The sequence below is a fragment of the Halobellus sp. GM3 genome, from assembly GCF_052545375.1.
Map to the genome: position 1 here is coordinate 56,294 of NZ_JBQWLT010000010.1, position 25,833 is coordinate 82,126.

25 protein-coding genes are annotated in these 25,833 nt (G+C 67.0%); 20 read left to right on the forward strand and 5 right to left on the reverse strand.

The features are described 5' to 3' along the window. The first annotated feature begins 64 nt into the window (after positions 1-64). The 3 genes from ACT3HL_RS14620 to ACT3HL_RS14630 all read left to right on the forward strand — a co-directional run bounded on the left by ACT3HL_RS14620 (position 65) and on the right by ACT3HL_RS14630 (position 2,780). Positions 65-907: an amidohydrolase family protein gene (locus tag ACT3HL_RS14620; protein ID WP_445087513.1), complete on the forward strand. Its 843-nt coding sequence runs from the start codon at positions 65-67 to the stop codon at positions 905-907. Positions 908-1,480: 573 nt separating this feature from the next. Further along, positions 1,481-2,062, forward strand: a complete 582-nt coding sequence (locus tag ACT3HL_RS14625) for an IMP cyclohydrolase (RefSeq protein WP_445087514.1) — start codon at positions 1,481-1,483, stop codon at positions 2,060-2,062. Positions 2,063-2,120: 58 nt separating this feature from the next. Continuing rightward, positions 2,121-2,780 carry a metallophosphoesterase family protein gene (locus ACT3HL_RS14630; RefSeq protein ID WP_445087515.1) on the forward strand — a complete coding sequence of 220 codons (660 nt, stop codon included), beginning with the start codon at positions 2,121-2,123 and terminating at the stop codon, positions 2,778-2,780. A 52-nt stretch (positions 2,781-2,832) separates the two neighbouring features. Here the strand turns inward: ACT3HL_RS14630 and ACT3HL_RS14635 are convergent, their stop codons facing one another. Beyond that, complete coding sequence (locus ACT3HL_RS14635; protein ID WP_445087516.1) at positions 2,833-3,075, reverse strand: hypothetical protein; 243 nt, start codon at positions 3,073-3,075, stop codon at positions 2,833-2,835. Positions 3,076-3,275: 200 nt separating this feature from the next. Further along, on the reverse strand, positions 3,276-4,454 hold the full coding sequence (locus ACT3HL_RS14640; protein ID WP_445087517.1) for an aspartate kinase: 1,179 nt from the start codon (positions 4,452-4,454) through the stop codon (positions 3,276-3,278). A gap of 161 nt (positions 4,455-4,615) precedes the next feature. On the opposite strand from ACT3HL_RS14640, the gene ACT3HL_RS14645 reads away from it, so the two are divergent. After that, positions 4,616-5,191, forward strand: coding sequence for a hypothetical protein (locus ACT3HL_RS14645; RefSeq protein WP_445087518.1), 576 nt, complete (start codon positions 4,616-4,618; stop codon positions 5,189-5,191). A 19-nt stretch (positions 5,192-5,210) separates the two neighbouring features. Here ACT3HL_RS14645 and ACT3HL_RS14650 read toward each other — a convergent pair whose 3' ends face one another. Further along, a complete protein-coding gene (locus ACT3HL_RS14650; RefSeq protein ID WP_445087519.1) occupies positions 5,211-6,956 on the reverse strand; it encodes a DNA-directed DNA polymerase II small subunit in 1,746 nt (581 codons plus the stop codon). A 122-nt stretch (positions 6,957-7,078) separates the two neighbouring features. Here ACT3HL_RS14650 and ACT3HL_RS14655 point away from each other — a divergent pair, with 122 nt between their 5' ends. Then, positions 7,079-7,978, forward strand: coding sequence for a S26 family signal peptidase (locus ACT3HL_RS14655; protein WP_445087520.1), 900 nt, complete (start codon positions 7,079-7,081; stop codon positions 7,976-7,978). A gap of 163 nt (positions 7,979-8,141) precedes the next feature. Beyond that, the gene (locus tag ACT3HL_RS14660) at positions 8,142-9,422 is read left to right on the forward strand and encodes an RNA-guided endonuclease TnpB family protein (protein ID WP_445087521.1); all 1,281 of its coding nucleotides are present in this window, start codon (positions 8,142-8,144) and stop codon (positions 9,420-9,422) included. A gap of 66 nt (positions 9,423-9,488) precedes the next feature. Here the strand turns inward: ACT3HL_RS14660 and ACT3HL_RS14665 are convergent, their stop codons facing one another. Further along, positions 9,489-10,163, reverse strand: a complete 675-nt coding sequence (locus tag ACT3HL_RS14665) for an Sjogren's syndrome/scleroderma autoantigen 1 family protein (protein WP_445087522.1) — start codon at positions 10,161-10,163, stop codon at positions 9,489-9,491. Positions 10,164-10,276: 113 nt separating this feature from the next. Next, on the reverse strand, positions 10,277-10,801 hold the full coding sequence (locus tag ACT3HL_RS14670) for a DedA family protein (RefSeq protein ID WP_445087523.1): 525 nt from the start codon (positions 10,799-10,801) through the stop codon (positions 10,277-10,279). Between the two features lie 104 nt (positions 10,802-10,905). Between ACT3HL_RS14670 and hemB the strand changes: the two genes are divergently transcribed. The 14 genes from hemB (at position 10,906) to ACT3HL_RS14740 (ending at position 25,803) form a co-directional block, all read left to right on the forward strand. Continuing rightward, complete coding sequence (hemB, locus tag ACT3HL_RS14675) at positions 10,906-11,886, forward strand: porphobilinogen synthase (protein ID WP_445087524.1); 981 nt, start codon at positions 10,906-10,908, stop codon at positions 11,884-11,886. Positions 11,887-12,273: 387 nt separating this feature from the next. Then, on the forward strand, positions 12,274-13,692 hold the full coding sequence (locus tag ACT3HL_RS14680) for an ammonium transporter (RefSeq protein WP_445087525.1): 1,419 nt from the start codon (positions 12,274-12,276) through the stop codon (positions 13,690-13,692). Further along, the gene (locus ACT3HL_RS14685) at positions 13,685-14,038 is read left to right on the forward strand and encodes a P-II family nitrogen regulator (protein WP_445087526.1); all 354 of its coding nucleotides are present in this window, start codon (positions 13,685-13,687) and stop codon (positions 14,036-14,038) included. The genes ACT3HL_RS14680 and ACT3HL_RS14685 overlap by 8 nt, the downstream gene beginning before the upstream one ends. 508 nt (positions 14,039-14,546) lie before the next feature. Further along, complete coding sequence (locus tag ACT3HL_RS14690) at positions 14,547-15,977, forward strand: ammonium transporter (protein ID WP_445087527.1); 1,431 nt, start codon at positions 14,547-14,549, stop codon at positions 15,975-15,977. After that, positions 15,974-16,360, forward strand: a complete 387-nt coding sequence (locus tag ACT3HL_RS14695) for a P-II family nitrogen regulator (RefSeq protein WP_445087528.1) — start codon at positions 15,974-15,976, stop codon at positions 16,358-16,360. The genes ACT3HL_RS14690 and ACT3HL_RS14695 overlap by 4 nt, the downstream gene beginning before the upstream one ends. Before the next feature lie 194 nt (positions 16,361-16,554). After that, positions 16,555-17,385 carry a CPBP family glutamic-type intramembrane protease gene (locus ACT3HL_RS14700; protein ID WP_445087529.1) on the forward strand — a complete coding sequence of 277 codons (831 nt, stop codon included), beginning with the start codon at positions 16,555-16,557 and terminating at the stop codon, positions 17,383-17,385. A 108-nt stretch (positions 17,386-17,493) separates the two neighbouring features. Beyond that, positions 17,494-18,846 carry a glutamate-1-semialdehyde 2,1-aminomutase gene (hemL, locus tag ACT3HL_RS14705; protein WP_445087530.1) on the forward strand — a complete coding sequence of 451 codons (1,353 nt, stop codon included), beginning with the start codon at positions 17,494-17,496 and terminating at the stop codon, positions 18,844-18,846. Between the two features lie 66 nt (positions 18,847-18,912). After that, positions 18,913-19,593 carry a hypothetical protein gene (locus tag ACT3HL_RS14710; protein ID WP_445087531.1) on the forward strand — a complete coding sequence of 227 codons (681 nt, stop codon included), beginning with the start codon at positions 18,913-18,915 and terminating at the stop codon, positions 19,591-19,593. 91 nt (positions 19,594-19,684) lie between these two features. Then, entirely contained in the window at positions 19,685-20,818 is a 1,134-nt protein-coding gene (gene hemC / locus ACT3HL_RS14715) for a hydroxymethylbilane synthase (RefSeq protein ID WP_445087532.1), read from the forward strand. A gap of 2 nt (positions 20,819-20,820) precedes the next feature. Beyond that, entirely contained in the window at positions 20,821-21,669 is an 849-nt protein-coding gene (gene cobA / locus ACT3HL_RS14720) for a uroporphyrinogen-III C-methyltransferase (protein WP_445087533.1), read from the forward strand. Beyond that, entirely contained in the window at positions 21,666-22,469 is an 804-nt protein-coding gene (locus ACT3HL_RS14725; RefSeq protein WP_445087534.1) for a uroporphyrinogen-III synthase, read from the forward strand. The genes cobA and ACT3HL_RS14725 overlap by 4 nt, the downstream gene beginning before the upstream one ends. Positions 22,470-22,685: 216 nt before the next feature. Next, on the forward strand, positions 22,686-24,014 hold the full coding sequence (locus ACT3HL_RS14730) for an AMP-binding protein (protein ID WP_445087535.1): 1,329 nt from the start codon (positions 22,686-22,688) through the stop codon (positions 24,012-24,014). Continuing rightward, a complete protein-coding gene (locus ACT3HL_RS14735) occupies positions 24,007-24,210 on the forward strand; it encodes a hypothetical protein (protein ID WP_445087536.1) in 204 nt (67 codons plus the stop codon). Before ACT3HL_RS14730 ends, ACT3HL_RS14735 begins: the two co-directional genes overlap by 8 nt. A gap of 138 nt (positions 24,211-24,348) precedes the next feature. Continuing rightward, positions 24,349-25,803, forward strand: coding sequence for a DHHA1 domain-containing protein (locus ACT3HL_RS14740; protein WP_445087537.1), 1,455 nt, complete (start codon positions 24,349-24,351; stop codon positions 25,801-25,803). Positions 25,804-25,833 lie beyond the last annotated feature (30 nt).

Here is a 25,833-nt window from a genome sequence, read left to right on the forward strand (position 1 = left end):
ACCGCGGCGGGAGTGGTCTCCCGGAGTGAAACGTTTATGTGTCCCGTCTTCGCTCTCTGAAGCGATGCCAGAGATCATCGACACACACGTCCACCCGGCCAATGACCTGTTTTTCGACCAAGGCGGGGAGTCACTGCAGCACGCGCTCGAGTACTTCGGGAAGGACCTCTCTCCGGAACCCATCGAGGAGACCGAAGAGAAGTTCCGGGAGTGGGGGATCGACAAGGCGGTGCTCTTCGCACTCGACAGCCGAACCAATACGGGGACGCCGCCGATTCCGAACGACTGGGTCGCGGACGTACGCGACGACTCCGACCTCTTCCTCGGATACGCGAGCGTCGACCCACACCAGGGTCGGAAAGCCTGCGAGGAGGCGGTCAGAGCCGTCGAAGATCTGGACCTCGACGGGTTCAAATTCCAGCAGGCCGTCCAAGGGTTCACGCCGAGTGACGGACGCTTCGACGAACTGTGGGACACCCTCGAGCAACTGGGAAAGCCGGTGCTCTTCCACGGGGGGCACACCGGTATCGGCGCCGGGAGTCCCGGCGGTGACGGGCTCAAGCTCAGACACACGCGACCGATCCACGTCGATGACGTCGCGGCGCGCCACCCGGAGCTCACGATCATCATCGCCCACCCGGCGTGGCCGTTCCACCAGGAGCAACTGTCGATCGTTACGCACAAGAAAAACGTCTATATGGATCTCTCGGGATGGCGGCCGAAGTACATCCCCGACGAGGTGATCCACTACGCGAAGTCGCGGATCACGGACAAGGTGCTGTTCGGGTCGGACTATCCGATGGTCACACCGAAGACGTGGCTCGAGGACTTCGAGGAGATGGACTTCGACGATGAGACCCGAGAGAAGATCCTCTATGAAAACGCCGCCCGATTGTTCGAGCTCTGACCCCCACGCACGAAAAATATTTGTAAAAATATAACTCTACGATTCATTTATAATATAGACATTTCAAATTCGGAGATTTATCCCCGAATAACTACATTTGACAGCTATCCTCAGCCAGCATCGATCCGGGATACATGCCTCAGAAACGGTACACGGTTCACAACAAATCAGAGATTAGGGGTGCTAAAAGCCAGAACTTATTGAATTATTCGTACTCTCCTAGTGACTGATCCTCTCATACAGGAGCTCGCCGGACTGTGGCCCCATAATTAGACCGTAATACATCATACCCCTTCGGTGATCTCATATTCCCATCTCTCCTCACTTATCAAAAAATATGTTATATATAAAAATTTAATTTTCCCCACACTGTAGAACGCTCGGTTAGTATCGGTTGGCCCGCGCGGTTCTCTGACTGGGTGTCAGCGGTCACAGAGGACCATTATCTGTCCCTTGTACTCGTTCCCCAGACGCTATCCAATCGGAGACGACACCCCGCTTGCCGCTCTCTCGGCATCCCGCTATCGTGTACAATCCATCACCTATTTATTCCGTTCTTGGCCACGTTCGTGTATGTACATCGGCCGATTCGTGATCGTCGCGCCCGACTTCGGCGCGTACCGCGTCTCCTCTCGATCGTTTCCGAACCGACAGATCGTCGACCGAGACGGGACGCTGACGGTCGCTCCGACGCCCGACGCGCCCGAGAACGACAATCCCTACGTCTCCTACAACTGCGTCCGCGAGGGCGGCGAGGCCGTCGTCGTCGGGAACGGCTCCCACGTCGACCCGATCGCCGAGAAACTCGACCTCGGCTACCCGGCGCGCGACGCCCTCGCGTCGTCGCTTCTGGCGCTCGATTACGAGAAAGACGATTACGACACCCCGCGCGTCGCGGGCGTCGTCGGCGAGGAGTCGTTCGTCGGTATCGTCCGCCGGGACGCGCTCTTGGTCGAGTCCGTCGAGGCGCCCACGCTCGTCGCCACCTACGAGGAGAACGCGCCCACCGGCATCGACTTCGACGGCGGCGCGGCGGACGACCCCGCGGACATCGCACAGCGCGCCTACGACCTGTCGTACGAGCACGCGGTCTGCGCCGCGGGCGTCACCTACGACGGCGGGGACGTCGCGGTCGGCTGCTACAACGGCGAGTAGCGACACCCCCCGGAGTCCGGAACTGAGCCTTTTGTCTCCGGCGCTCGTACCGTCGGGTATGCGGGTCGCCGTCATCTCCGACGTCCACTCGAACCGGGTCGCACTCGACGCCGTCTTCGCGGACCTGCCCCCCGTCGACGCCATCGTCTGCGCCGGCGACGTGGTCGGCTACAACCCATGGCCGGCCGAGTGCGTCGCGGCCGTCCGCGAGCGGGAGATCCCGACCGTGATGGGCAATCACGACCGCGCGACCGCGTCGGAAACGCCGTTCCGCTTCAACTCGATGGCCGCCGCCGGCGTCGAGCACGCTCGGGCGGCACTCGACGACGACGCCCTCGCGTGGCTGGCGGCGCTCCCCGACAACCGAACCGCCCTCGGCGGCCGCGTGAAACTGGTCCACGGCCACCCCGACGATCCGGACCGCTACACGTACCCCGCGGAGTTCTCCCCGGAGATGCTCGGCGAGGAGGCGGTGCTCGTGATGGGTCACACGCACGTGCAGGGGCACGAGGTCTTCGCGGACGGCATCGTGATGAACCCCGGCAGCGTCGGGCAACCGCGGGACGGCGATCCCCGGGCGGCGTACGCGCTGGTCGACATCGACGACCGAACGGTCGAGGAGCGGCGCGTCGAGTACGACGTCGACGCCGTCGCGGACGCCGTGCGCGAGGCTGGACTTCCCGATCGTATCGGCGAGCGACTGTACGAGGGACGGTGAGAACGCGTCGCTGTCTGCCCGTCGGGACGCTGTGACGTCCCTCGCTATCGGATTACCGCGAGTCGGCGAAGCCGCTCAGCCCGGTCATCGGCGACGCGCCGGCGACGATCGCACCGGTCGCCAGCAGCGCCGCAGACAGTACCACGAAGTCGCCGCTGGGTGAGTAGCCCGCTAGCCCCGCGCCGACCTGCACGATGAACACCGTGACGAAGAAGCTGAGGATGGCGAACACGAGCATCACGAGCGCCGCGATTACACTACTGACTAACGCACCGAATGAATCGAGAAATCCCATTTGTTATCTCCGTTCTACGGACGGGGCGTTGGCCATTAATCACTTGGGGCTCGGCAACCGCTGACCACACGACCTGCAGGAGCGCTCCGAAACTGCGCTTCGAGAGCGGGTATAGTAGCGTTTGCAAGTCATTGCACACTTAATCGCACGCAGTCGTGCGATCGGATGCGCAAACCGTTGCAAACGCTACTATATTCGCCTCAGAACTCGTCTTGAACGATCTCGAGGGTCTCCTCGCGGTCGTCCCACGCGACGAAGATGGCGACCGAGGTCGCGGAGGTGATGACGTCGTGGATGTTGATCCCGGCTTCCGCGATCGGCTGGACGATGTCGAGGATGACGCCGGGGCGGTTCGGTAGCTCGCCGCCGGTGACGCGGACCACCGCGATGTCGTCGTCGACGGTGACAGACGACAGCGTCTGGTCGTTGACGACCTGCTCGTGCAGGAGGTTCTCGGCCTCTTCGGCCCGGTCCTCGCCGACGTAGAACGTCACCGAGTCCATCCCGGAGGCGACGGCGTCGATGTTGATGTCGGCCTCCCGAAGCGCCTGCGAGAGGTCGGCGAGGATCCCCGGGCTGTTCCGGATCGAGCGCCCGGCGACCGTGACGCAGACGAGCGGGTCCTCCTGCATATCGATGAGGTTCTCGAACTCGCCCTCGATGAGCGTCCCGCCGGTCAGCAGGTCGCCGTGCTGATAGTGGACGACGCGGACGTCGAGATCGCCGTCTTTGTACGAGAGCGCGGAGGGGGCGACGACTTCCGCACCGCGGAACGAGAGGTTCCGGAGCTCGTCGACGGTGATCCGGCCGACGTTGCGCGCGCCCTCGACGACGCGGGGGTCCCCGGTCATGACACCCTCGACGTCCGTGACGATGACGACCTCGTCGGCGTCGACGTACCGACCGAGCATCACGGCGGTGGTGTCGGAGCCGCCGCGACCCAGCGTCGTGATCTCGCCGTCGAGGTTCTGTGCGAGGAACCCGGTGATCACCGGCACGACCGCGTCCATCTCCTCGGCCAGCTTGGCCGCGCGGCGCTTGGTCTCCTCGACGTTGACCTCGCCGAGGTCGTTCGCGATCACCGGCCAGTCGTCGCTGCCGGGCTCGACGAACATTGCGTCGACGCCGCGGGCGGCGAGTGCGGCTTTGAGCATCCGGACGCTGGTCCGTTCGCCCATCGAAACGATCTCCGCGCGGTCGCGGTCGTCGGCGTCGAACTCGATCTCCTCGAGGAGCGCGTCCGTCGTGTTCCCCATCGCGCTCGCGACGACGGCGATCTCGTGGCCCTGTTCGACGGCCGCGGCGATCGAGTCGGCGGCGCGGTTGATCCGGTCCCCGCTTCCGAGCGAGGTGCCGCCGAATTTCGCGACTACGCGCATCGGGAGTCCTCCTGTCGACAGACGGGACAGAACTGCGAGTGGTGCTCTGGCATAGCCGATCTTTGCCGGGGGGAGTGTAAAATCTTGTCTCCCGTCTCAACGGTTGCCGAGTTCTTCCCGCCGCGCCCGTCGTTTAAGTCGCTCCGCGAGAATAGGGACATATGAGCGTGACCGTCCGAGACGCCGTCGAGGCGGACGCGGAGACGCTCGGCGCTATCGTCGACCTCCCCGCGGACGCGCTCCGCAACGTCGTTCACGACCGAACGGTCCGTCTCGCGGTCGAACGCTCGACCGATCCCGGGCCGTTCGCCGACGTCGCCGGCCACGACCCGTCCGATCCCGACGAGGGGCCCGAATCCGACGCCCGAACCGAACCCGACGCCCAGACTGGACGTGACGCTCGAACTGAACGCGACGCCGACCCCGGGGACAGTGCGTCCGCCGATTCGTCGGCCGATGACGCCACCGAGTCGGTTCTCGGCTTCGTCGCGTTCGACGTCCGGGGCGGTCGTGTGCACGTCACGCAGCTCGCGGGCGACGCGGCGGTGGCCGAGCGCCTCCTCGCGGAGCCGATACGCTTCGCCGTGAGCGAGGGGCTCGAGGTGGAGTTCGTCGTTCCCGACGTGGACGACAGCGCCGCTTCCGCCGCGGAGGCGGCCGGCTTCGAGACCGTCGGCGCGGGCCCGTCGTTCGAGGGCGAGCCGACGACTCGGTACCGGTTCCGACCGGGAGCGTAGGCGAATATCCGATCGGGACCTAGATGAACTTCCGAACGGTCATATCGAGGGTGTCGAGATCGAGGATGGGAGCGTGGGCGACGTCGGGGTCGATGTTGACGGACTTCTGGAAGTCGGTCTGCGCCTGCCAACACCCGGAGTTGACCGCGAGGACGTTGTGGTACTTCCCCCAGCCGAGTTTGTGGACGTGACCGGTGTGGAACACGTCCGGGACCTCCTCCATCACGAGGTAGTCCTTCTCCTCGGGCGCGAGCCGCGTCTTCCCGCCGAACTGCGGCGCGACGTGTCGCTTCTTCAGGAGCTGATACATCGCCTTGTGCGGGTCCTCGTAGCTCGCCTTCTCCGGCGGTAACTCCGCGATGACCTCGTCGAGGGAGACGCCGTGGTACATCAGTATCTTCACGCCCTCGACGGTCACGAGCGAGGGATTGCCCGTGATCCGCGCGTCGTGTGCCGACATGATCTCTCGAAGCTCCTCGTCGAACCCGGGCTGTGGCTCCGCGAGGCGGACGGCGTCGTGGTTGCCCGGGATCATCAGAATCTCCATATCCCCCGGAACGTCTTTGAGGTGCTCGGAGAACGCCTCGTACTGCTCGTAGATGTCGACGATGTCGAGTTCCTCGTCCTGATTGGGGTAGACTCCGACGCCCTCGACCATGTCGCCCGCGATGAGGAGGTACTCGACGCGCTCGGCGTCCTCGGTGTGGAGCCAGTCGGCGAACCGGTCCCACGCGTCGGCGACGAACTCCCGGCTCCCGACGTGGACGTCGGAGATGAGCGCCGCCTGCACGGGTCTGTCGGCGGTGTTCGGCGAGTACGTGCGCGGCACGTCCGGGAAGTACATCGAGTCGACGAACATGATTCCCGCGTCGTCCGCGAGTGTCCCCTCGACGGCGATGCACTCGTCGAGCAGCAGTTCGTCCACGAGCCCGGCGAACTCGCGGTCTTTCATCACGAGACAGGGGAACGTCCCCGTGGTGTCTTCGAGTTCGACGAGCCAGTGGCCGCTCTTCGTCGAGCGGATGTCGTTGACGAGGCCGATCATCGCCGCGTCGGTCCCGCCGCTCATCGACTGGATGGCGTCCGCCGGCCGGTGGTTCACGCGGCCGCGAAGCTGCTTTGCGAGCTTCTCGTAGCGGTCTCTGAACACCTTCACGAAGTCCCCGTACTCGCCCGTTCCGGTGCTCTGTCCGGTCACGTCGCCCTCGACCTCGAGCGATCGGAGCGTCGGGTCAACGGTTCGAGCGGCCGCGCTGTCGGCGATCCCCGACGCGTCTCCGGCGGTCGCCGTCGTCTCGTCGGCGGGAGTCGCGGTACCGGTCTCGGATGGGTCGGAAGTCGTTCCATCGGCCGCTTCCGCTGTTTCCGCTCCATCTGCTGCTTCCGCCGTTTCCGCTGCATCCGCTCCCTCCACCGCTTCCGCCGTTTCCGCTGTTTCGGACCCGCCCTCTGTTTCGACTGGAGACGACCCACCGGAAGAAGTGGACGCCTGATCGGATGTTATATCGTCATTTCCAGTGGAAACAGGGGGGTCTGGATTGGAATCTCCGGCAGCCGCACCGCGATCCGGCTGCGCTCGTTCGAGGACCGCTCGAACGTCCGCGGTGGTGATCCGGAGCGCGTCCTCCTCGGCGTGCTCGACGACTCGCTCGAGCGCGCTCGCGGGGTCGTCGGCACCCGCGAGGAGCGTCACCGCCTCGCGTTCGGCGTTGTAGCCGCGCTCGGCGAGTTCGGACACGATGCGCACCGGCGTCTCCAGAGGCACACCGGCCGAACGGGACAGTGAAAGAAAAGCGTACTGAACGCGGCACCGCCTCCCCGACCCGACACGGGAGATGCGGGAGAAGCCCAGAAGGTTAAAACGCGGCCACGGAGAACGTCGGGTAGATGACGGACGAAGAGGGTGACGCGGGCGCGCCCGGTCGTCGCGAGGAGGCGACGACCCCGAACGATCGCGACGAGCGCGACGAGCGCGGCTACAACGCCGAACGCGACCACCGCGACGCGGGACGTGCGGACGCTGACGCGGGACACGGCGATACCGACCCGACCGATGGTCCATCCGACGACGACGCCGCGGACCCCGAGATCCCCGCCGGTGTCGCGGCGTCGCGTCGGTCCAAGCGGCGACCGCGGCCCGAACCCCGCTCTCGGGCCGCCGGCTCGAACGCCGGGCTCATCACCCGCTTTCGGACCGCACAGAGCGGTCCGCTTCTGTACATTCGAGAGACGCTCTACAGCGCTCTCGCGGTCGTCGCCGTCGGCCTCCTCCTCTTTGCGATCAGCGGCGTCTGGCCCCCGATGGTCGCCGTCGAGAGCGGCAGTATGGAGCCGGAGATGCAGCGGGGGGATCTCATCTTCGTGACCGAGGAGCACCGATTCACGCCCGACTACGCCTACGGTGACACCGGTATCGTTACCGTCGAAATCGGCACTGAGGAGGGCTACAGGAGCTTCGGCGGCAACGGCTCGGTGGTGATCTACGACCCGCCGACCCGCGTCGGGTCGCCGATCATCCACCGCGCGCACTTCCACGTCGAGGAGGGAGAGAACTGGTACGACCGCGCGAACCCGTCTCACGTCCGCGCGAACAGCTGTGAGCAACTCCCGAACTGCCCCGCGCCGCACGACGGGTTCATCACGAAGGGGGACGCGAACGCGCAGTACGACCAGGCGAGCGATCTGGCCGGCCCCGTCAGACCGGAGTGGATCCGCGGATCCGCACGCGTTCGGGTGCCGTATCTCGGCCACGTCAGGCTTCAGTTAGCCGGCCTGCTGGCGGCCTGAGGCCGACAGAAGCGGTTACGGAGAATCGAGGAGAAAGCCTCGCGCTTTAGCGCGGGGATGAATCCGACACTACCCTTCACGGTCCACCGTTCGATGGCACGGCTGGATATTCCACGCTGCTCCAATACACACATTCAAGTAATATATTCTACATAGGTTACGTATGGCGAAACAGGTCGTCACTCGCACCTACACTGCTTCCATACGGAACCAGTCGCGGGTGCAAGACGACCTTGATTCGCTCGGGTTCGCAGCCTCGAAACTCTGGAACATCGGACGGTGGACGTGTAGTCGGATCTGGGATGAAATCGATCACATCCCGAACCACAACGAACTCACCACGTACCTCAAAACCCACGAACGCTATGATGACCTGCATTCTCAGTCAAGTCAGCGAGTCCTTCAAGAACTCGCTGAGGCGTTCAACAGCTGGTACGGCAATCGACACAACGGAGACACGAAAGCGAACCCGCCCGGCTACCGCAAACACGGCGACAACCACCCGCGTTCCACGGTCACATTCAAGCAGAAAGGCTTCAAACTCGACACGCAGTACGACCGAGTTCGACTCTCAAAAGGATCGAACCTGAAGGAGTACTGGTCGGATTTCATCCTGTGTACGTACCAAACTCGCCCCGAAGTTGACCTCTCCGCCGTGGAGAACGTCCAACAAGTCAAGATTGTCTGGACGGGCGACGAGTGGGAACTACACTTCGTCTGTAAGGTTGAAATCGACGTGGCTGACGGCCCCGGTGAGAAGACTGTGGGTGTTGATCTCGGTATCACCCACTTCGCGGCACTCGCCTATGAAGACGGTCACAGCGAGCTATACCCGCTGAACTGCTTGAAACAGGACGACTACTACTTCAGCAAGCGAATCGCTCGGTGTGATGACTCGAACTCCGAGCAGGCCACCCGACTGAACCAGAAGAAGTCGTCCCGCCGCACTCACTACTTCCATACGCTCTCCAAGCATATCGTCCAACGGTGTGTTGAGGAAGAAATTGGAACTATCGTGGTGGGCGATCTCTCCGGCATCCGTGAGGATGAGGAGAACGGCGAGTCAAAGAACTGGGGTACACACGGGAATCTCGACTTACACTCGTGGGCGTTTGACCGCTTCACCGACCTTCTCGAATACAAGGCCGAGATGGAAGGCATCACGGTTGAGTCCGTATCTGAGCGGGATACCTCGAAGTCGTGTTCGTGCTGTGGTCGGGAACGAAAGGCGAACCGTGTTGAACGCGGGCTGTATGTCTGCGATGAGTGCGGTACAGTGGCGAACGCGGATGTGAACGGCGCTGAGAACATTCGGCAGAAAGGATCTCCGAGTTCGCCGACTCTCTCGGTGAATAGGAGTAACGGCTGGTTGGCACAGCCATCGACGTTTTTGTTTGACAAGGAAACTGGTGCGTTCGCACCTCAAGAACAAGTCACGTCGTAAACCACAATATCCCAACCCAGCGGTACAGTGCCGTGGGAATCCTCGCGCTTCAGCGCGGGGAGGATGTCAATCGAGCGCCTCGAGCGCCTCAGCGGCCTCGCGGGCCGCAGCGAGGTGGTCGCGCGCCCGCCGTGGTTCGTCCGTCTCTTCCGCGAAGCGCGCGTGACGCGTCAGCGCCCGAAGCAGCGATTCGCGAGCGGCCCGCGTGCTCGGAGCCGCTGTCTGCCCCTCCGTGTGCGACGCCGACGCAGCCGTGCCGGTCGGCCGTGCGGCGTCGCGTTCGAAGTTCGCGCCCGCGGTCGGTCGTGCCGCATCGCCCTCGGCGTTCGCGCCCCCGGCGTCGACCGCCCGCCGCTCGTCGCTCGCGCGGTCGCCCCCCGCGTCGACGTCCACCGACTGGTCCTCCGAGCGCCCGTCGGGCGGCGTCGCCGCCCCGCTCGCCTGGCTCGCATCACCGGAAGCCGACGACGGCTGTGAGGCCGCCGAGGACTGCGAGGTCGCCGCCGGCTGGGAGTCCCCCGTTGGCTGGGAGTCCCCGACCGTCCGCTGACAGCTCGGGCAGAACTCCTGGCCCTGATAGCGGAAGATGGGGGAGCCACACTCGTCGCAGTGGCGGTTCGTCATCGTCGCTCCCTTCAGCAGCAGCTCGCTCATCTGCTGGGTCTCCTTGCGCCGCTCCTCGTCTTTCTCGTACTTTTCGCGGAGTCGCTTCCGCTCTGCTTCCTCGTCGAAGTCGCTCACGTCTCGTTCGCACGTGTCGTACGTCGAAAAATCCTCCGGGGACGTTCCTCTCGCGGCCCCGCTCTTCCTCGGCGGCCGCGAGCGCTCCGCTACAGCGGCGTTCTGTCGTGTGGTCACAGCAGCGTTCCGGCGTAAAGATACAGTCCGGCGAGCGCGACCTCGAAGGCGAGCGTGCCGGCCGCAGACAGCGCGACGAACTGCCGGTCGTCCATCTCCGCGAACCCGGCGGGGACGGTGAGCATCCCGCGCGTGAAGAGCAGCGCGTTGCTCACGGGGACGACGACCGGTCCCCACCGCTCGAACCACCCGTCGAAGCGGTCCAGCTTCGACTCGTCGACGCGGAACCACGACTTCCCGAGCAGGTACTCCCGACCGCCGCGCTGTGCGATCTTGAACAGGGCGTACTGGCCGACCGTGGCGCCGAGCACCGCGATACCGAGGATTGGGAGCAGCGAGTCGCTGCCGAGCAGGAGCAACGATCCGGGGACGATGAGCTCGCTCGGCATGAAGTACATCAGCATCGCTCCCTCGAGGACGAAGACGCCGAAGAGCGCGACGTAGGCCCACTCGGATTCCAGGAGCGCCAGCAAGCGCGGTGGCATCGCGTCGACTTGGAGGGCGATCACCGAGGGCTGCATTGGGTGTTCTTTCGGCCGAGCGCCACAAACCCGTTTCGTTCCGACGAGGCGGCCGTCCCGGCCACTCCGATGCGATTTTTTCCGCCGGGCGCGAACGGTCGCGTATGGACCTCACCGACCGCCCGCGACGACTCCGGCGGGACGGCATCAGACCGCTCGTCAGCGAGACGCGACTGGACGCGCGCGACCTCGTCGCACCGATCTTCGTCGACGCCACCACCGACGAGCGCGTGCCGATCGAGTCGATGCCGGGACAAGAGCGCGTCCCGGTCGAGCAGGCGGTCGAACGCGTCGAGGACGTGCTCGCGACGGGCGTCGAGGCGGTGATGGTGTTCGGGATCCCCGAGTCGAAGGACGAACGCGGGACGCGCGCGTGGGCCGAAGACGGCGTCGTCCAGCGGGCCGTCCGCGACATCACCGCGGAGACGGACGCGTACGTGATCACGGACGTCTGCCTCTGTGAGTACACCAGCCACGGGCACTGCGGCGTGCTCGAACCCGACGCGGCCGAGCGCCCGACGCTGACCGTTCGGAACGACGAGACGCTCGACCTGCTCGCGGAGACGGCGGTGTCACACGCCGAGGCGGGCGCCGATATGGTCGCGCCGAGTTCGATGACCGACGGGATGGTCGGCGCGATCCGGGAGGGACTCGACCGCGCGGGTTACTCGTCGGTACCGATCCTGTCCTACGCCGCGAAGTACGAGAGCGCATTCTACGGCCCGTTCCGCGACGCCGCCGACGGCGCACCGGCCTTCGGCGACCGGCGGCACTACCAGATGGACCCCGCGAACGGCCGCGAGGCGCTTCGAGAGGTCCGTCTCGACGTCGAACAGGGCGCGGACGTGCTGATGGTCAAGCCCGCGCTGGCGTATCTCGACGTCGTTTCGGCCGTCCGCCGTGAGTTCGACCGCCCCGTCGCGGCGTACAACGTCTCCGGCGAGTACGCGATGTTGCACGCCGCCGCGGAGAACGGGTGGCTGGACCTCGAGGAGGCCGCTCAGGAGTCGCTGCTCTCGATGAAACGGGCGGGCGCTGACCTCATCGTCACGTACTTCGCCGAGGACGTCGCCGAGCACCTCTGATACGGGGGCCTCCGAACCCGCGCACTTCCTCCCGCGGGGGCGACGGTCGAAGCGGCCCGTGCGTCTATCGGCGCCGGCGGCGCGAGTCGGTACCGAACGCCGTCCCGCCGTGCGCGAGCGCTGAACCGGGCACGCTGGCAGGAATTGCCTGAACGTTCGTCCAGAGATTCATCGGATCCCTCCGTTATTCCGTCCATCCCACCACCTTATACACCTTATATTTTACACCAAATCATACGATTGTCTATTCACACATAGGTATTTTTGGGATATTCAACTCCAAGATTTATATACTGTCTTCTCTTGAGGGTATCTCGTGAGATACACTGTGAATCACGTTGGATTCGGAGCACAGGTGGACAAACGTTCGCTAAAAGAGGTGCACATATGAATTCCATATTACAGGTGGACCCGACGACCGTCGCGAACGGGATCAACAACGTCTGGGTACTGGTGGTCACGTTCCTGATCTTCTTCATGCAGCCGGGCTTCGCGCTCCTCGAATCCGGGCAGGTCCGCGCGAAGAACGTCGGCAACGTGCTGATGAAGAACATGACCGACTGGATCCTCGGGACGCTCGTCTACTTCGTCGTGGGCGCCGCCGTGGCGGTGATGATCGGCGGTCTCACCTCCGGCGGCGACATCGCCGGCGCGTTCGGCCACATCGGCGACTCGAACGCGTGGATCGGCTGGCTCTTCGGCGCGGTCTTCGCGATGACCGCGGCGACGATCGTCTCCGGGGCCGTCGCCGAACGGATGAACTTCGACGCGTACGTGCTGTTCACGATCGTGGTGGTCGCACTGATCTACCCGGTCGTCGTCGGCTTCACGTGGAGCGGCGGGCTCCTCTCGGCCAACGGCTTCATCGGGAGCGCACTCGGCGCGGGCTACCTCGACTTCGCCGGCGCGACGGTCGTCCACATGTGCGGCGGCATCGCCGGTCTGGTCGCGGCCAAGATGGTCGGCGCGCGCAAGGGCCGCTACGATGAGAACGGCAACAGCCAACCCATCCCGGGGCACTCGATGCTGCTCGCCGTCCTCGGCACGTTCATCCTCGCGTTCGGCTGGTACGGCTTCAACGTGGGCACGCAGGCGACGATCCTCGCCGTCGGCGACGACGGGACGCTCACGTTCATGGGTTCGGCGCTCGGTCGCGTCGCGCTCGTGACGACGCTCGGCATGGCCGCCGGCGGCGCGATGGCGATGCTCACTTCCTCGCGCTACCAGGGCAAGCCCGATCCGCTCTGGACCGCGAACGGCATCCTCGCCGGCCTCGTGGCCGTCACGGGCGCGGTCCCGCACGTCACGTGGTGGGGCGGCGCGCTGCTCGGCGGGCTCGGCGGCTTCCTCGTCCTGCCGGCGTTCCACTTCACCGTCGATAGGCTGAAGATCGACGACGTCTGCGGCGTCTTCGCCGTCCACGGCGTCGCCGGCGCGGTCGGCACGGCGCTGATCCCGATCTTCGCGGTCGGCGGCTTCTCGGCCAACCAGTTCGCGCTCCAGATCGTCGGCGTCGTCGTCATCGCGCTGTGGACCATCGTCGCCTCGGCGGTCATCCTGGCCGTGATCGACGCGCTCGTCGGCCTGCGCGTGAGCGAGGAAGAGGAGACCGAAGGGCTCGACGAGGGCGAACACGGCGTCTCCGTCTACCCCGAGTTCGTTCCCAACGAGCGCCGCGACAGCACCGTCGCCACCGACGGCGGCGCGGAGCTCCGCACGGATGGAGGGAGTTCCCCCGCCAACGGCGGAGCGCTCCCCGCTGACGACCCGACCGCCGCGGACGCGGGGGTGAGCGACGATGAGTGAATCGGAGATTCAGATGGTGATGGCGTACATCCGCCCCGACAAGCTCTCGGACGTGAAACAGTCGCTCGCGGAGGCGGGCGCGCCGTCGCTGACGGTGACGAACGTTTCCGGGCGCGGCTCTCAGCCCGCGAAGAAGGGGCAGTGGCGCGGCGAGGAGTACACGGTCGACCTCCATCAGAAGGTGAAGATCGAGTGCGTCGTCGCCGACACCCCCGCAGAGGACGTCGTCGAAGCGATTCAAGACGGCGCGCAGACCGGTGAACCGGGCGACGGGAAGATCTTCGTCCTCCCGGTCGAGTCGGCCTGTCAGATCCGGACGGGAGCGACCGGCCCCGACGCGGTCTGAGCGCCGTCGCTCTCCCACCGGCGCCGTTTCACGTCTGCCTTTTCACCCGCTGTTCCACTTTTTTTGCTGTTCTGCTGTTCCGCTTTTCGGCTGTTCCGCTTTTCGAGGCCGCGGCCCGCTTTTCCGTCTGTCTGTGCGTCGACCGTCGGTTGTTCGTCGTCCGCTCGGCGAACCAGAACACTTCCGCTTGGCGGACGAGAGCCCTTCCGCTCGGCGCGCGAGAGGGTTTCGCGGGTACCTATCCGAAATTATATACTATGTCCGTCAAGAATCCCGGCAACATTTGTCCTCTCTCTTGCGATATCACTACCTTATATTCCTATTATCCCATAGTAATTTTGACGCACGTCTGAATATCGTAGAGAAATTTTACAATAAAAAGCTAAATGTTTTAATACTCTATGTAGTTAGGATCTATCGAGATTCGGAAAACGAATCTGACCAAAGCTGACCAAATGATGTACGTTCGTCCAAACCAATTCGGTGCACCAACCACGAGAGGTATCGTATGCTGAGCGCGGCGCTCCAATCCGATCTGTCCGCGGTCGTCGAGGGGGTGAACATGATGTGGGTCCTGACGGTCACGTTCCTGATCTTCTTCATGCACGCCGGGTTCGCGATGCTCGAAGCGGGGCAGGTCCGCTCGAAGAACGTCGCGAACCAGCTGACGAAGAACCTCCTGACGTGGAGCGTCGGCGTGATCGTGTTCTTCCTCGTCGGCGCGGCGATCTCGACGATCGTCGGCGGCGCGACCGGCGGCGGCTCCTACTCCGTCGTCGGCGCGTTCACCGACCTGTACTCGCCCGCGGCGGATTCGGCGGGCGTCTGGGTCGATTGGCTCTTCGGCGCGGTGTTCGCGATGACGGCCGCGACGATCGTCTCCGGCGCGGTCGCGGGGCGCGCGCGGCTCCGCGCGTACGTCGGATACACGATCCTCCTGGCAGCGGTCATCTACCCGGTCGTCGTGGGCTTCACGTGGGGAGGCGGCTTCCTCGACGCGCTCGGCTTCTACGACTTCGCGGGCGGCGTGATCGTCCACGCGATGGGCGGCATCGCCGGGCTCACCGCCGCGTGGATCATCGGCCCGCGTGTGAACCGCTTCAACGACGACGGCTCCGTGAACGTCATCCCGGGCCACTCGATGACGTTCGCCGTCCTCGGGACGCTCATCCTCGCGTTCGGCTGGTACGGCTTTAACGTCGGAACCTCCGCGTCGCCGCTCGCACTCGCGGAGTCCGGCGAGGTCGTCCTCGGCTCCTTCGAGACCGTCGGCCGCGTCGCGCTCGTGACGACGCTCGGCATGGCCGCCGGCGCGATCGGGGCCGCCGCGGTCGCGACGTACAAGACCGGGAAAGTCGACACGCTGTACGTCGCCAACGGCCTGCTTGCCGGCCTCGTCGGCGTCACCTCCGTCACCGACGTCATCGTCTGGCCCGGCGCGCTCGTCATCGGTCTGCTCGCCGGCGCCCAGCTCCCGATCGTCTTCGAGTTCGTCGAGAAACGCCTGCACATCGACGACGTCTGCGCCGTTTTCCCGGTCCACGGCTCGGCGGGCATCCTCGGCGCGCTCGCGTACCCGTTCTTCGCCACGTCGGTCTGGGGCGGTGGCGCCTCGTTCGTCTCGGTCGCGATCCCCCAGGTCGTCGGCGTCGTCGTCATCGCCTTCTGGACGTTCGCCGCGACGGCGCTGGTCTTCGGCGCGTTCCGCGCCGCCGGACAGGCGCGCGTCTCCCACGAACACGAAATCGAGGGGCTCGACTCCTCGGAACACGGCGTCGACACCTACCCCGAGTTCGGCCGCCCCGACGACGCCGGCGCCCGCGTCGACGGCGGGATGATTCGCCCCGACGGCGGCGTGGTCCGCCGCGGTACCGACGCGGCCGCCGGCAACACGGCTGCCGAAACTGATTCGGGAACGGACGCGGAGACTGAACTATGAGCGATACGCAATCGACGGACGACGCGAGCGGTACCGACACGCCGATCAAGATGGTGATGGCGTACATCCGCCCGGACAAGCTCTCGGACGTGAAACAGGCGCTCGCGGAGGCGGGCGCGCCGTCGCTAACGGTGACGAACGTCTCGGGACGGGGTTCTCAGCCCGCGAAGAAGAGCCAGTGGCGCGGCGAGGAGTACACGGTCGACCTCCACCAGAAGGTGAAGATCGAGTGCGTCGTCGCCGATACCCCCGCGGAGGACGTCGTCGAGGCCATCGCTGCGGGGGCTCGCACGGGTGAGAAGGGAGACGGCAAGGTGTTCGTCCTGCCCGTCGAATCGGCCCGGCAGATCCGCACGGGGAAGCGCGGTCCCGACGCCGTGTGAGTCCGGCAGGCCCGGACGGGAAGACTGTCCCCCGACGCGGTGACCCCGGTCGAAGCGCTCTCGAACGCGGACGATTCGGAGGTGGACGGACCGCCGCGACGCGAGCGCTCGACTGCGCCGACCTCGACTGACACCCCTGCCTGTGACCTCCGCGGACAGAAAGAGCAAAGATCCACGCTCTCGCCACGTCGGATGTGGCACTGACGCCGGTCACCACCGTCGGCTTGGTCATCGCGCTCACCGGGTTCGCGCTCCTCGATCGGACGCGACGGGCCCTCGCTGGGCCCGCTCCCTCGGCTTCGGGGGGCCCCGGACCGACGGACCTCCGCGAGCACGCGTGGAAGTGGGCGATCCCGGCCTGTCTCCTCGTCGTCGTCGCCGCCGAGGGCAACTCCCTCGCGTCGATCGGCTGGCGCGTCGCGCCGCCGGCGGTGTTCGCCGGGCAGGTCGGGATCGGCTTTCTCCTCCTCGCGGGGCTGAACCTCCTGTCGGCCCCGCTGTGGGCGCGCGTCGGCGACGGCGGCGACAGCCTCGCGGCGGGGATCGGCTCGTTCGCGTCGCTGTCGCTCCCCGAGCGCCTGTTCGTCGCGTTCACCGCGGGCGCGACAGAGGAGACCGCCTTTCACGGCTACGCCGTCGAACGCCTGCTCGCGCTCACCGGGAGCGCGCCCGTCGCCGGCGGCATCGCCTTTCTCGCGTTCACGGTCGGCCACGGGGGCAGCACGTGGGACCGTCACGCCGTCCTCCGGATCTCCCAGCCCGCGCTCGTGATGACGCTTCTGTACCTCTGGTTCCGGTCGCTCCCGGTCCTGATCGCCATCCACGCGCTGAACGACGCCGCGGGGCTCGCGCTGGCGGAGCGCTTCGCCGGCTCGGTCGAGCAGACACCGGACGCCGACCGCGACGAGGCGACCGCCGACGGACGCGGGGAACCGAACGGGGGACACGCGAGCGGCGAGGACGTACGCGGCTCTCCCGCGAGTGACGACGAGGCCGCCGCGCTGGAGTGGCTTCGAAGCGAGTGACCCGCCGTCTGCGATCGCGGTCTGCCGTCCGCGAGTGCCGTCTGTCGTCTGCGATCGCCGTCGGCCGAAGCGACAAGGATTTTGAACGCGCCGGGCGAACCGGCGCGTATGAGACACGACGAGTCGCGGGCGCTGTACGATCGGGCGCTGTCGGTGATCCCCGGCGGGGTAAACTCCTCAGTCCGGGCGACCCGCCCGTACCCGTTCTTCATCGAGCGCGGCGACGGCGCCCACGTCGTCGACGCCGACGGAAACCGGTACATCGACTACGTGATGGGCTACGGCCCGTTGCTGTACGGCCACGACCTCCCGGAACCGGTCAGCGCCGCGGTCCAATCGCACGCCTCGGCGGGGCCGATGTACGGCGCGCCGACCGAGATCGAAGTCGAACTCGCGGAGTTCGTCGCTCGCCACGTCCCCTCGGTGGAGATGACGCGCTTCGTCAACTCCGGGACCGAGGCGACCGTCTCGGCGGTTCGGCTCGCCCGCGGCTACACCGGCCGCGACAAGATCGTCGTGATGCAGGGCGGCTACCACGGCGCCCAAGAGTCGACGCTCGTCGAGGGCGGCCCCGAGAGCGCGACGCCGAGTTCGCCCGGGATCCCGTCGTCGTTCGCCGAGCACACGATCCCGGTCCCCTTCAACGACGCTGACGCCGTCGAGCGCGTCTTCGAAGAGCACGGCGCGGAGATTGCGGCGGTGCTGACGGAGCCGATCCTCGCCAACACGGGGATCGTCCTGCCCGTCGACGGCTACCTCGATCACCTCCGGGATCTCACCGACGACCACGGCGCGCTGTTGATCTTCGACGAGGTCATCACCGGCTTCCGCGTCGGCGGCCTCCAGTGCGCGCAGGGGAAGTTCGGCGTCACGCCCGACGTGACGACGTTCGGCAAGATCGTCGGCGGCGGCTTTCCGGTCGGCGCGATCGGCGGGCGCGCGGAGATCCTCGAGGAGTTCACGCCCGCGGGCGACGTCTTCCAGTCGGGCACCTTCTCGGGCCATCCGGTGACGATGGCCGCGGGCTATGAGTACCTCACGTACGCCGCCGAAAACGACGTCTACGAGCACGTCGACCGCCTCGGGCGGCGGCTCCGAGAGGGAATCACGGACATCGTCGAGGACCAAGCCCCCTCCTACACCGTCGTCGGCACCGACTCGATGTTCAAGACGATCTTCACGCGGGGATCGACGCCCGCCGGCGACGGCGACGACGACCGCACAGTCTGCGGCGGGGGATGCCGACAGCGCGAGTCGTGCGCGCGGTACGACCGCTGTCCCAAGACGGGTGCGGACGTCGCCGACGCCGAGACCGAGCGCTGGGAGCGGATCTTCTGGCAGGAGATGAAAGACCGCGGGATCTTCCTCACCGCCAACCAGTTCGAATCGCAGTTCGTCTCCTACGCTCACACCGACGAAGACATCGAGGAGACGCTGGAAGCGTACAAAGAAGCGCTCTGACCGCTGTTCCGGGACGATCCGCGGTCTCACCCCGGATTTTTGTACGATACCGACGAACAGCGGCGTATGGACCGCCCTCCACGCGACGAACCGACGGACGATAGCACCGACTCCGTCGACGATACCGACGGGACTGACGAGAGCGACGTGTCGTCGCCGAGACACGACCCCGGCATTGGACGCCGCGAGACTCGCGACTCCGGCGCGTCGAGCCCGGTCCGCGAGGACACCAGACCGGGACCTCGCGGCGACGACACGTGGACCGGCGCCGACGGTGACGAATCCGCGACCGCCACCGGCGCGGCGTCGTCGCGGGCGAGCGCCCCGCGCGAGGACTTCGACGACCCGATCGGCGGGCTGCTGCCCCGCGCGAGCGTCGATTCGCGCTGGTGGTACTGGATCGCGGCGATCCCGCTGTACGTGGTACTCGGCGGCCTACTCGCCGTCTTGTTCGTCGGCGCGTTCCTGTTCGACCTGTTTCTCACCGGCGGGATCGCGACCGTCTTCGGCGTGTTCATCGTCGTCCCCGCTTTGGGGCTGTTCGGTCTCGTGCTGTCGGTGATGTACCCGATCGCGACGTACGTCGACGCGCGGGCGATCGCCGAGTCCGACGCGTCGTGGACGCCGGACCCGCTCGTCTGGGGGCTCGCCGCGCTCGCGACCGAGGTCCTCAGCGCGTTCACCCTGAGCGTCGTCCTCGCGCTGTATTATCTCTACAAGCGCCACGTCGCTGTCGGGACGCCCTGACCGGCGGATCGGCGGCCGTTCGGCCCCTCTCGTCGATAGCTCCGCGACGGAAGTGGTGGCCTTTTCACCCGTGGTCACCGATGACTCGGCAATGACGACACGCGGAACACTCCGGCTGGCGACGCGGGGCTCGGACCTGGCGCTCCGACAGGCGACGAGCGTCAGAGACGCGCTCGCCGGGCGCCGACTCGACGTCGAACTCGTCGAGGTCGAGACGCGCGGCGACCAGATCAGAGACGAACTCATCCACCGGCTCGGAAAGACGGGCGCGTTCGTCCGCGCGCTCGACGAGAAGGTGCTCGACGGCGACGTCGACGCCGCGGTGCACTCGATGAAGGACATGCCGACGGAGGGGCTCACAGAGCTCGTCGTCGCCGGCGTTCCCGAGCGTGAGTCGGCGGCGGATCTGCTGTTGACGCCCGAGGGAACGGAGCTGAAGAACCTCCCCAGCGGCTCGGTCGTCGGGACCTCGTCGCTCCGGCGGAAGGCGCAACTCCTCGCCGCGCGCCCGGACCTGACGGTCGAACCCCTGCGCGGAAACGTCGACACGCGCATCGAGAAGCTGCTGGCGCCGACCCTACAGGCCGAACACGAGCGCCGAGTCGACGCCAACCGCGACGAGAAGGGCGAGGCCGCGGTGCCGTCGACTAAGGGCGAGGAGTTCGAGAGTGGCGACGGGGACGACCCCGAGTTCGACGAGTCCATCGAGGAGTGGTTCGACGGGCTCGCAGAGATCGAGCGCCGGGCGCTCGAGCGCGACCTCGACACCGAGTACGACGCGATCGTCCTCGCGGAGGCCGGACTGCGCCGCGCCGGTCTGCTGCACCACGTCGAGTACGCGCGGCTCGACCCCGCGGAGTTCGTCCCCGCCCCCGGACAGGGGGCCATCGCGGTCACCGCCCGCGTCGACGGCGACGCCACAGAGCGGATCCGGTCCGCGGTCGACCACCCGCGGACGCGCGTCGCGACGACCGTCGAGCGGACCGTGCTGGCCGAGCTCGGCGGCGGCTGTATCGCCCCGATCGGCGTCCACGCGAAACTGCAGGGCGAGCACGTCCACGTGACCGCGCGCGTCCTCTCGGCCGACGGCGAGAGAGAGGTGGCGGCGAACCGCGACCTCCCGGCCACCGATCACGCGAACGCGGCCGCCGAGTTCGCGGCGTCGCTCGCCGAACGCGGCGCCGACGACCTGATTGCCGAGGCGCGCGAGGGCGCGGAGGAGTGACGATGGGCGAGCGAACCACCGAGGCGACGGACACTCGCGGCGACGAGCGCGGCGAACCCGGCACGGTTTACCTCGTCGGGAGCGGCCCCGGCGATCCGGAGCTGCTGACGGTGAAGGCGCGCAGGCTCCTCGCGGAGGCCGACGTCGTCCTGCACGACAAACTCCCCGGCCCGGAGATCATCGACTCGATCCCCGCGGACAAGCGCGAGGACGTCGGCAAGCGCGCCGGCGGCGAGTGGACGCCGCAGGAGTACACGAACCGCCGGCTGGTCGAGCTCGCCCGCGAGGGGGAGACCGTCGTCCGGCTGAAGGGCGGCGACCCGTTCGTCTTCGGCCGCGGCGGCGAGGAGATGGAGCACCTCGCCGAGCACGCGATCCCCTTCGAGGTCGTCCCGGGGATCACCTCCGCGATCGCCGGCCCGGCGACGGCGGGCATCCCCGTCACCCACCGCGATCACGCCTCCTCGGTCTCGTTCGTCACCGGGCACGAGGACCCCACGAAAGACGAGTCTGCGGTGGACTGGGAGGCGCTCGCGGCGACCGGGGGGACGCTCGTCGTCCTGATGGGCGTCGGAAAGCTCCCGCAGTACACGGCCGCGCTGCGGGACGCCGGGATGGACCCCGAGACGCCGGTCGCGCTCGTCGAACGCGCGACGTGGCCGGAGATGCGCGTGGCGACCGGGACGCTCGCGGACATCGTCGACGTTCGCGACGCCGAGGGAATCGAACCGCCCGCGATCACCGTGATCGGGGAGGTGGCGGCCACGCGGGAGCGCGTCGTCGACTTCCTGCGGGACTCGGGGACGGCCTCACCCAGCGCCGTCGACCACGGGGAGGTGTCGGAGAAGTGACCCGCGAGTGCCGTGTCGCGGTCTTCCGTCCCGACGACGAGCGGACGGTCGAAGCCGTCGAACTGCTCGAATCGCTCGGCGCGACGCCCGTTCCGGACCCGATGCTCGCGGTCGAACCGACGGGGGCGCTCCCGGGAGCGGACGACGACGCCGCTCCCGACGTCGTCGTCCTGACGAGCAAGACGGGCGTCGAGCTCCTCGCCGAGGCGGGCTGGACGCCGGGCGACGCCGCGCTCGCCTGCATCGGTCCCCTGACCGCGGACGCGGCCCGCGAGGCGGGCTGGACGGTCGACCTCGTCCCCGGCGAGTACACCTCCTCGGGGCTCGTCGCGGAACTCGACGGCGAGGCCGAGCGCGAGCCGAACGTGCGAACCGATTCGTTCCCCCCGGACGTGGGCGACCGACGCGTCGAGGTCGCCCGCAGCGACCACGGCAGCGACGTCCTCCTCGATGGGCTCTGCGAGGCGGGCGCGGCAGTCAGCGAGACGGTCCTGTATCGGCTCGTTCGCCCGGAGGGGTCGGGACAGTCCAGCGTGATGGCCGCCGGCGGCGAACTCGACGCCGCCTGCTTCACCTCTTCGCTCACCGTGGAGAACTTTCTGGCGGCCGCCGACGAGCGCGGTGTCAGGTCGGAGGCGATCGCCGGACTGAACCGCGCCGTCGTCGGCGCCATCGGCGAACCGACGCGGGAGACCGCGGCGGCACACGGTATCCGCGTCGATGTCGTCCCGGAGAACGCCACCTTCGAGGCGCTCGCGACGGCGGTCGTCGAGGAGGCGGCCCCGACGTACCACGAGTGAGCAACCCGAGATAGCGGGCGTCGAGGTGCCCCTCCTTGACGCACGTCGGAACGACCACGTCGCCCGACAGCCGCCTGCGGCGCTCTCGATCAGCGGACCACGGACCTTCATCTTTTAAAACAGGACTTATTTAGTTGGCCTCACAAGCGAACGGTGTAGCATTATGGTACCGTGGACCACACAGTGGCGGCGAGCCGTCGAGGGCTGTTCGAGGCAATGAGCACGATGTGGAACCCGGGACTGGAGCAGTTGGACCGGGAGACGCTCCGTTCGCTCCAGGTCCGGAAATTCCGTGAGCAGTGTGCGTACGTGTACGAGCACTCCCCGTTTTACCGCGAGAAGCTCGACGAGGCGGGAGTCGACCCCGACGACATCGAGACCCTCGAGGACGTCCGGCGCGTGCCGACGACGGAGAAGTCGGAGCTCCGCGAGGCGCAACAGACCGAGCCGTTCCCGTACGGCGACCTGCTGACGGTCGACCCCGAGGAAGTGACCGAGTACCACCAGACGTCCGGGACGACCGGTCAGCCGCTCAGGCAGGCGGACTCGTGGGCCGACTGGGAGTGGTGGAGCGACTGCTGGGCGACGGTGCTTTGGGCCCAGGGCATCCGCCCCGACGACCGCGTGTTCTTCCCGTTCTCCTACAACGTCTTCGTGGCGTTCTGGGCGGGTCACTACGCGTGCGAGAAGATCGGCGCCGAGGTGGTGCCCGGTGGCAACCTCTCGTCGAGCCAGCGCGTTCGCAAGATGGACGAACTGGACGTGACGGCGTTCATGTCGACGCCGACCTACGCGCTCCGACTGGCCGAAGTCGCCGAGGAGGAGGGCTTCGATCCGACGGAGATGGCCGTCGAGCGAATCGTCTGCGCGGGTGAACCCGGAGCCAGCATCCCCGGGACGAAACAGCGGATCGAAACGCTGTGGGACGCGGACGTGTTCGATCACGCGGGCGCGACCGAAGGCGGCGCGTGGGGGTTCAGCTGCGAGGGCGACAGCCTCGGGCTGCACTTCAACGAGGCGATGTTCCTCGTCGAGGTGCTCGACGAAGACGACGAGCCGGTCGGTCCCGGCGGCGAGGGCCGGCTCGTCGTCACTCCCCTCGACCGCGAGGCGCAGCCCTACCTGCGATTCGAGCTCCGCGATAAGGTCCGCCTCGCGAGCCACGAGACCTGCGATTGCGGGCGCACCTTCCACTTGGCCGAGGGCGGCCTTCGGGGGCGTATCGACGAGCTGACGAAGGTCAACGGCGTCCTGCTCTCGCCCATCGCGATCGAGGACACCGTCCGGGCCTTCGACGACGTCGCCGACGAATACCGCGTCGTGATCAAAGAGCACGAGGACAAAGACATCAGCGTGATCGAGCTGACCGCCGAGGCCGATCCGAGCGCCGACCGCGACGAGGAGGCGATACGGCGGAGCCTCCGCGAGGAGCTCAAGCAGGCGACGAGCATTATGTTCCGCGTCAACGTCGTCGAACACGGCACGCTCGAGCGGGCCGAGTTGAAGGCGGACCGACTGACCGACGAGCGTGATACCTATGAGTGACAGCCCGGACTACGAGACGATCGCAGCGCTCATCGACGACCTCGACGCCGCGAGCGCCGAGCTGCGCGAGCGGGCCGCCGAGGACGACATCCCGGCCGTCGAGCGGAACGCCAAACGCGTCGCGGCGGCGGTCGGCGTCCTCCGACAGAACGTGCCCCCGGAGCTCGTCGACGGCCAGTCGGACGACTCAGAGTAGGGACCCGCGACGGCCGATCTCCGATTACCCGACCCCGACTGCCACTGTCTCACGTCTGACCGCCACCGTCTCACTTCCGGCGTCCGACTTCGGCACGCCGAGCGTGGGTTTAAATCCGAGAACGACACAGGAACGCGTATGAGCGCGGACACGACGCCGGACGCCGCGGGGCCGGTCCCCGAACTGCGAGCGCGGGCGGTCGCCTGCGCGGAGCGACTGCGCGACGCCGAGCGGGTCCTCCTCGCGTCGCACATCGACGCCGACGGGCTGACGAGCGCGGCGATCGCTTCCACCGCACTCGAACGCGCGGAGATCCCCTTCGAGACCGTGTTCGCGAAACAGCTCGACGAACGGGAGGTCGAGCGTATCGCCGCGACCGACTACGAGACGGTGCTTTTCACCGACTTCGGCAGCGGCCAACTCGACGTCATCGCGCCCTACGCGGCCGCCGGCGAGTTCACGCCGGTCGTGGCCGATCACCACCGACCCGCGGAACTCCCCGACGGACTCGACGAGCCGGAACACCACCTCAACCCGCTGCTCTTCGGTCTCGACGGCGCGTCGGAGCTCTCCGGCGCGGGCGCGAGCTACACGCTCGCACGCGCGCTCGAACCGCCGGGCGGCGACAACCGCGATCTCGCCGCGCTCGCGGTCGTCGGAGCCATCGGCGATATGCAGGGCGCCGACGGCGGTCTCTCGGGAGCGAACCAGGGCATCGTCGAGGAGGGCGTCGCCGTCGGCGCCGTCGAGGAGGCGACGGACTTACTCGTCTACGGCCGACAGACGCGGCCGCTCCCGAAGTTCCTCGAGTACGCGAGCGACGTTCGGATCCCCGGTATCACGAACGACGCGAACGGGGCGATCGAGTTCCTCGCCGAACTGGATCTGGATCTGCGAGACGACGACGGCGAGTGGCGCCGGTGGGTGGACCTCACGATGGACGAGCGACAGACGCTCGTCAGCGGCCTGCTGCGGCGCGCCATCGCCTCGGGCGTCCCCGCAGACCGGATCGAAGCGCTCGTCGGTACGACCTACACGCTCCCCGGAGAGGAGCGCGGGACGGAGCTCAGAGACGTCAGCGAGTTCTCGACGCTCCTGAACGCGACCGCCCGATACGAGCGCGCTGACGTCGGTCTCGCGGTCTGTCTCGGAGACCGCGCCGAGGCGCTCGACCGCGCGAGAGCGCTCCTCAGAAACCACCGTCGGAACCTCTCGGAGGGGCTCCAGTGGGTCAAACGCGAGGGTACGACGGTCGAAGACAACGTCCAGTGGTTCGACGCCGGCACGCGGATCCGCGAGACGATCGTCGGCATCGTCGCCGGGATGGCCGTCGGCGCCGCCGGGATCCGTGGCGACGTGCCGATCCTCGCGTTCGCCGAGAAGTCCGACGAGGAGGTGAAAGTGAGCGCCCGCGGCTCTCACGCGCTCGTCCGGCAGGGACTGGATCTCTCGGGGGTGATGCGCGAGGCGTCGCGCGCCGTCGGTGGTGACGGCGGCGGCCACGACGTCGCCGCCGGGGCGACAATCCCGACCGGATCGCGCGCGGAGTTCGTCGCGGAGGCGGATCGAATCGTCGGCGAACAGCTTTCGTGACCGGTGTCGAGGGCCGGATCCGAGGCGAGG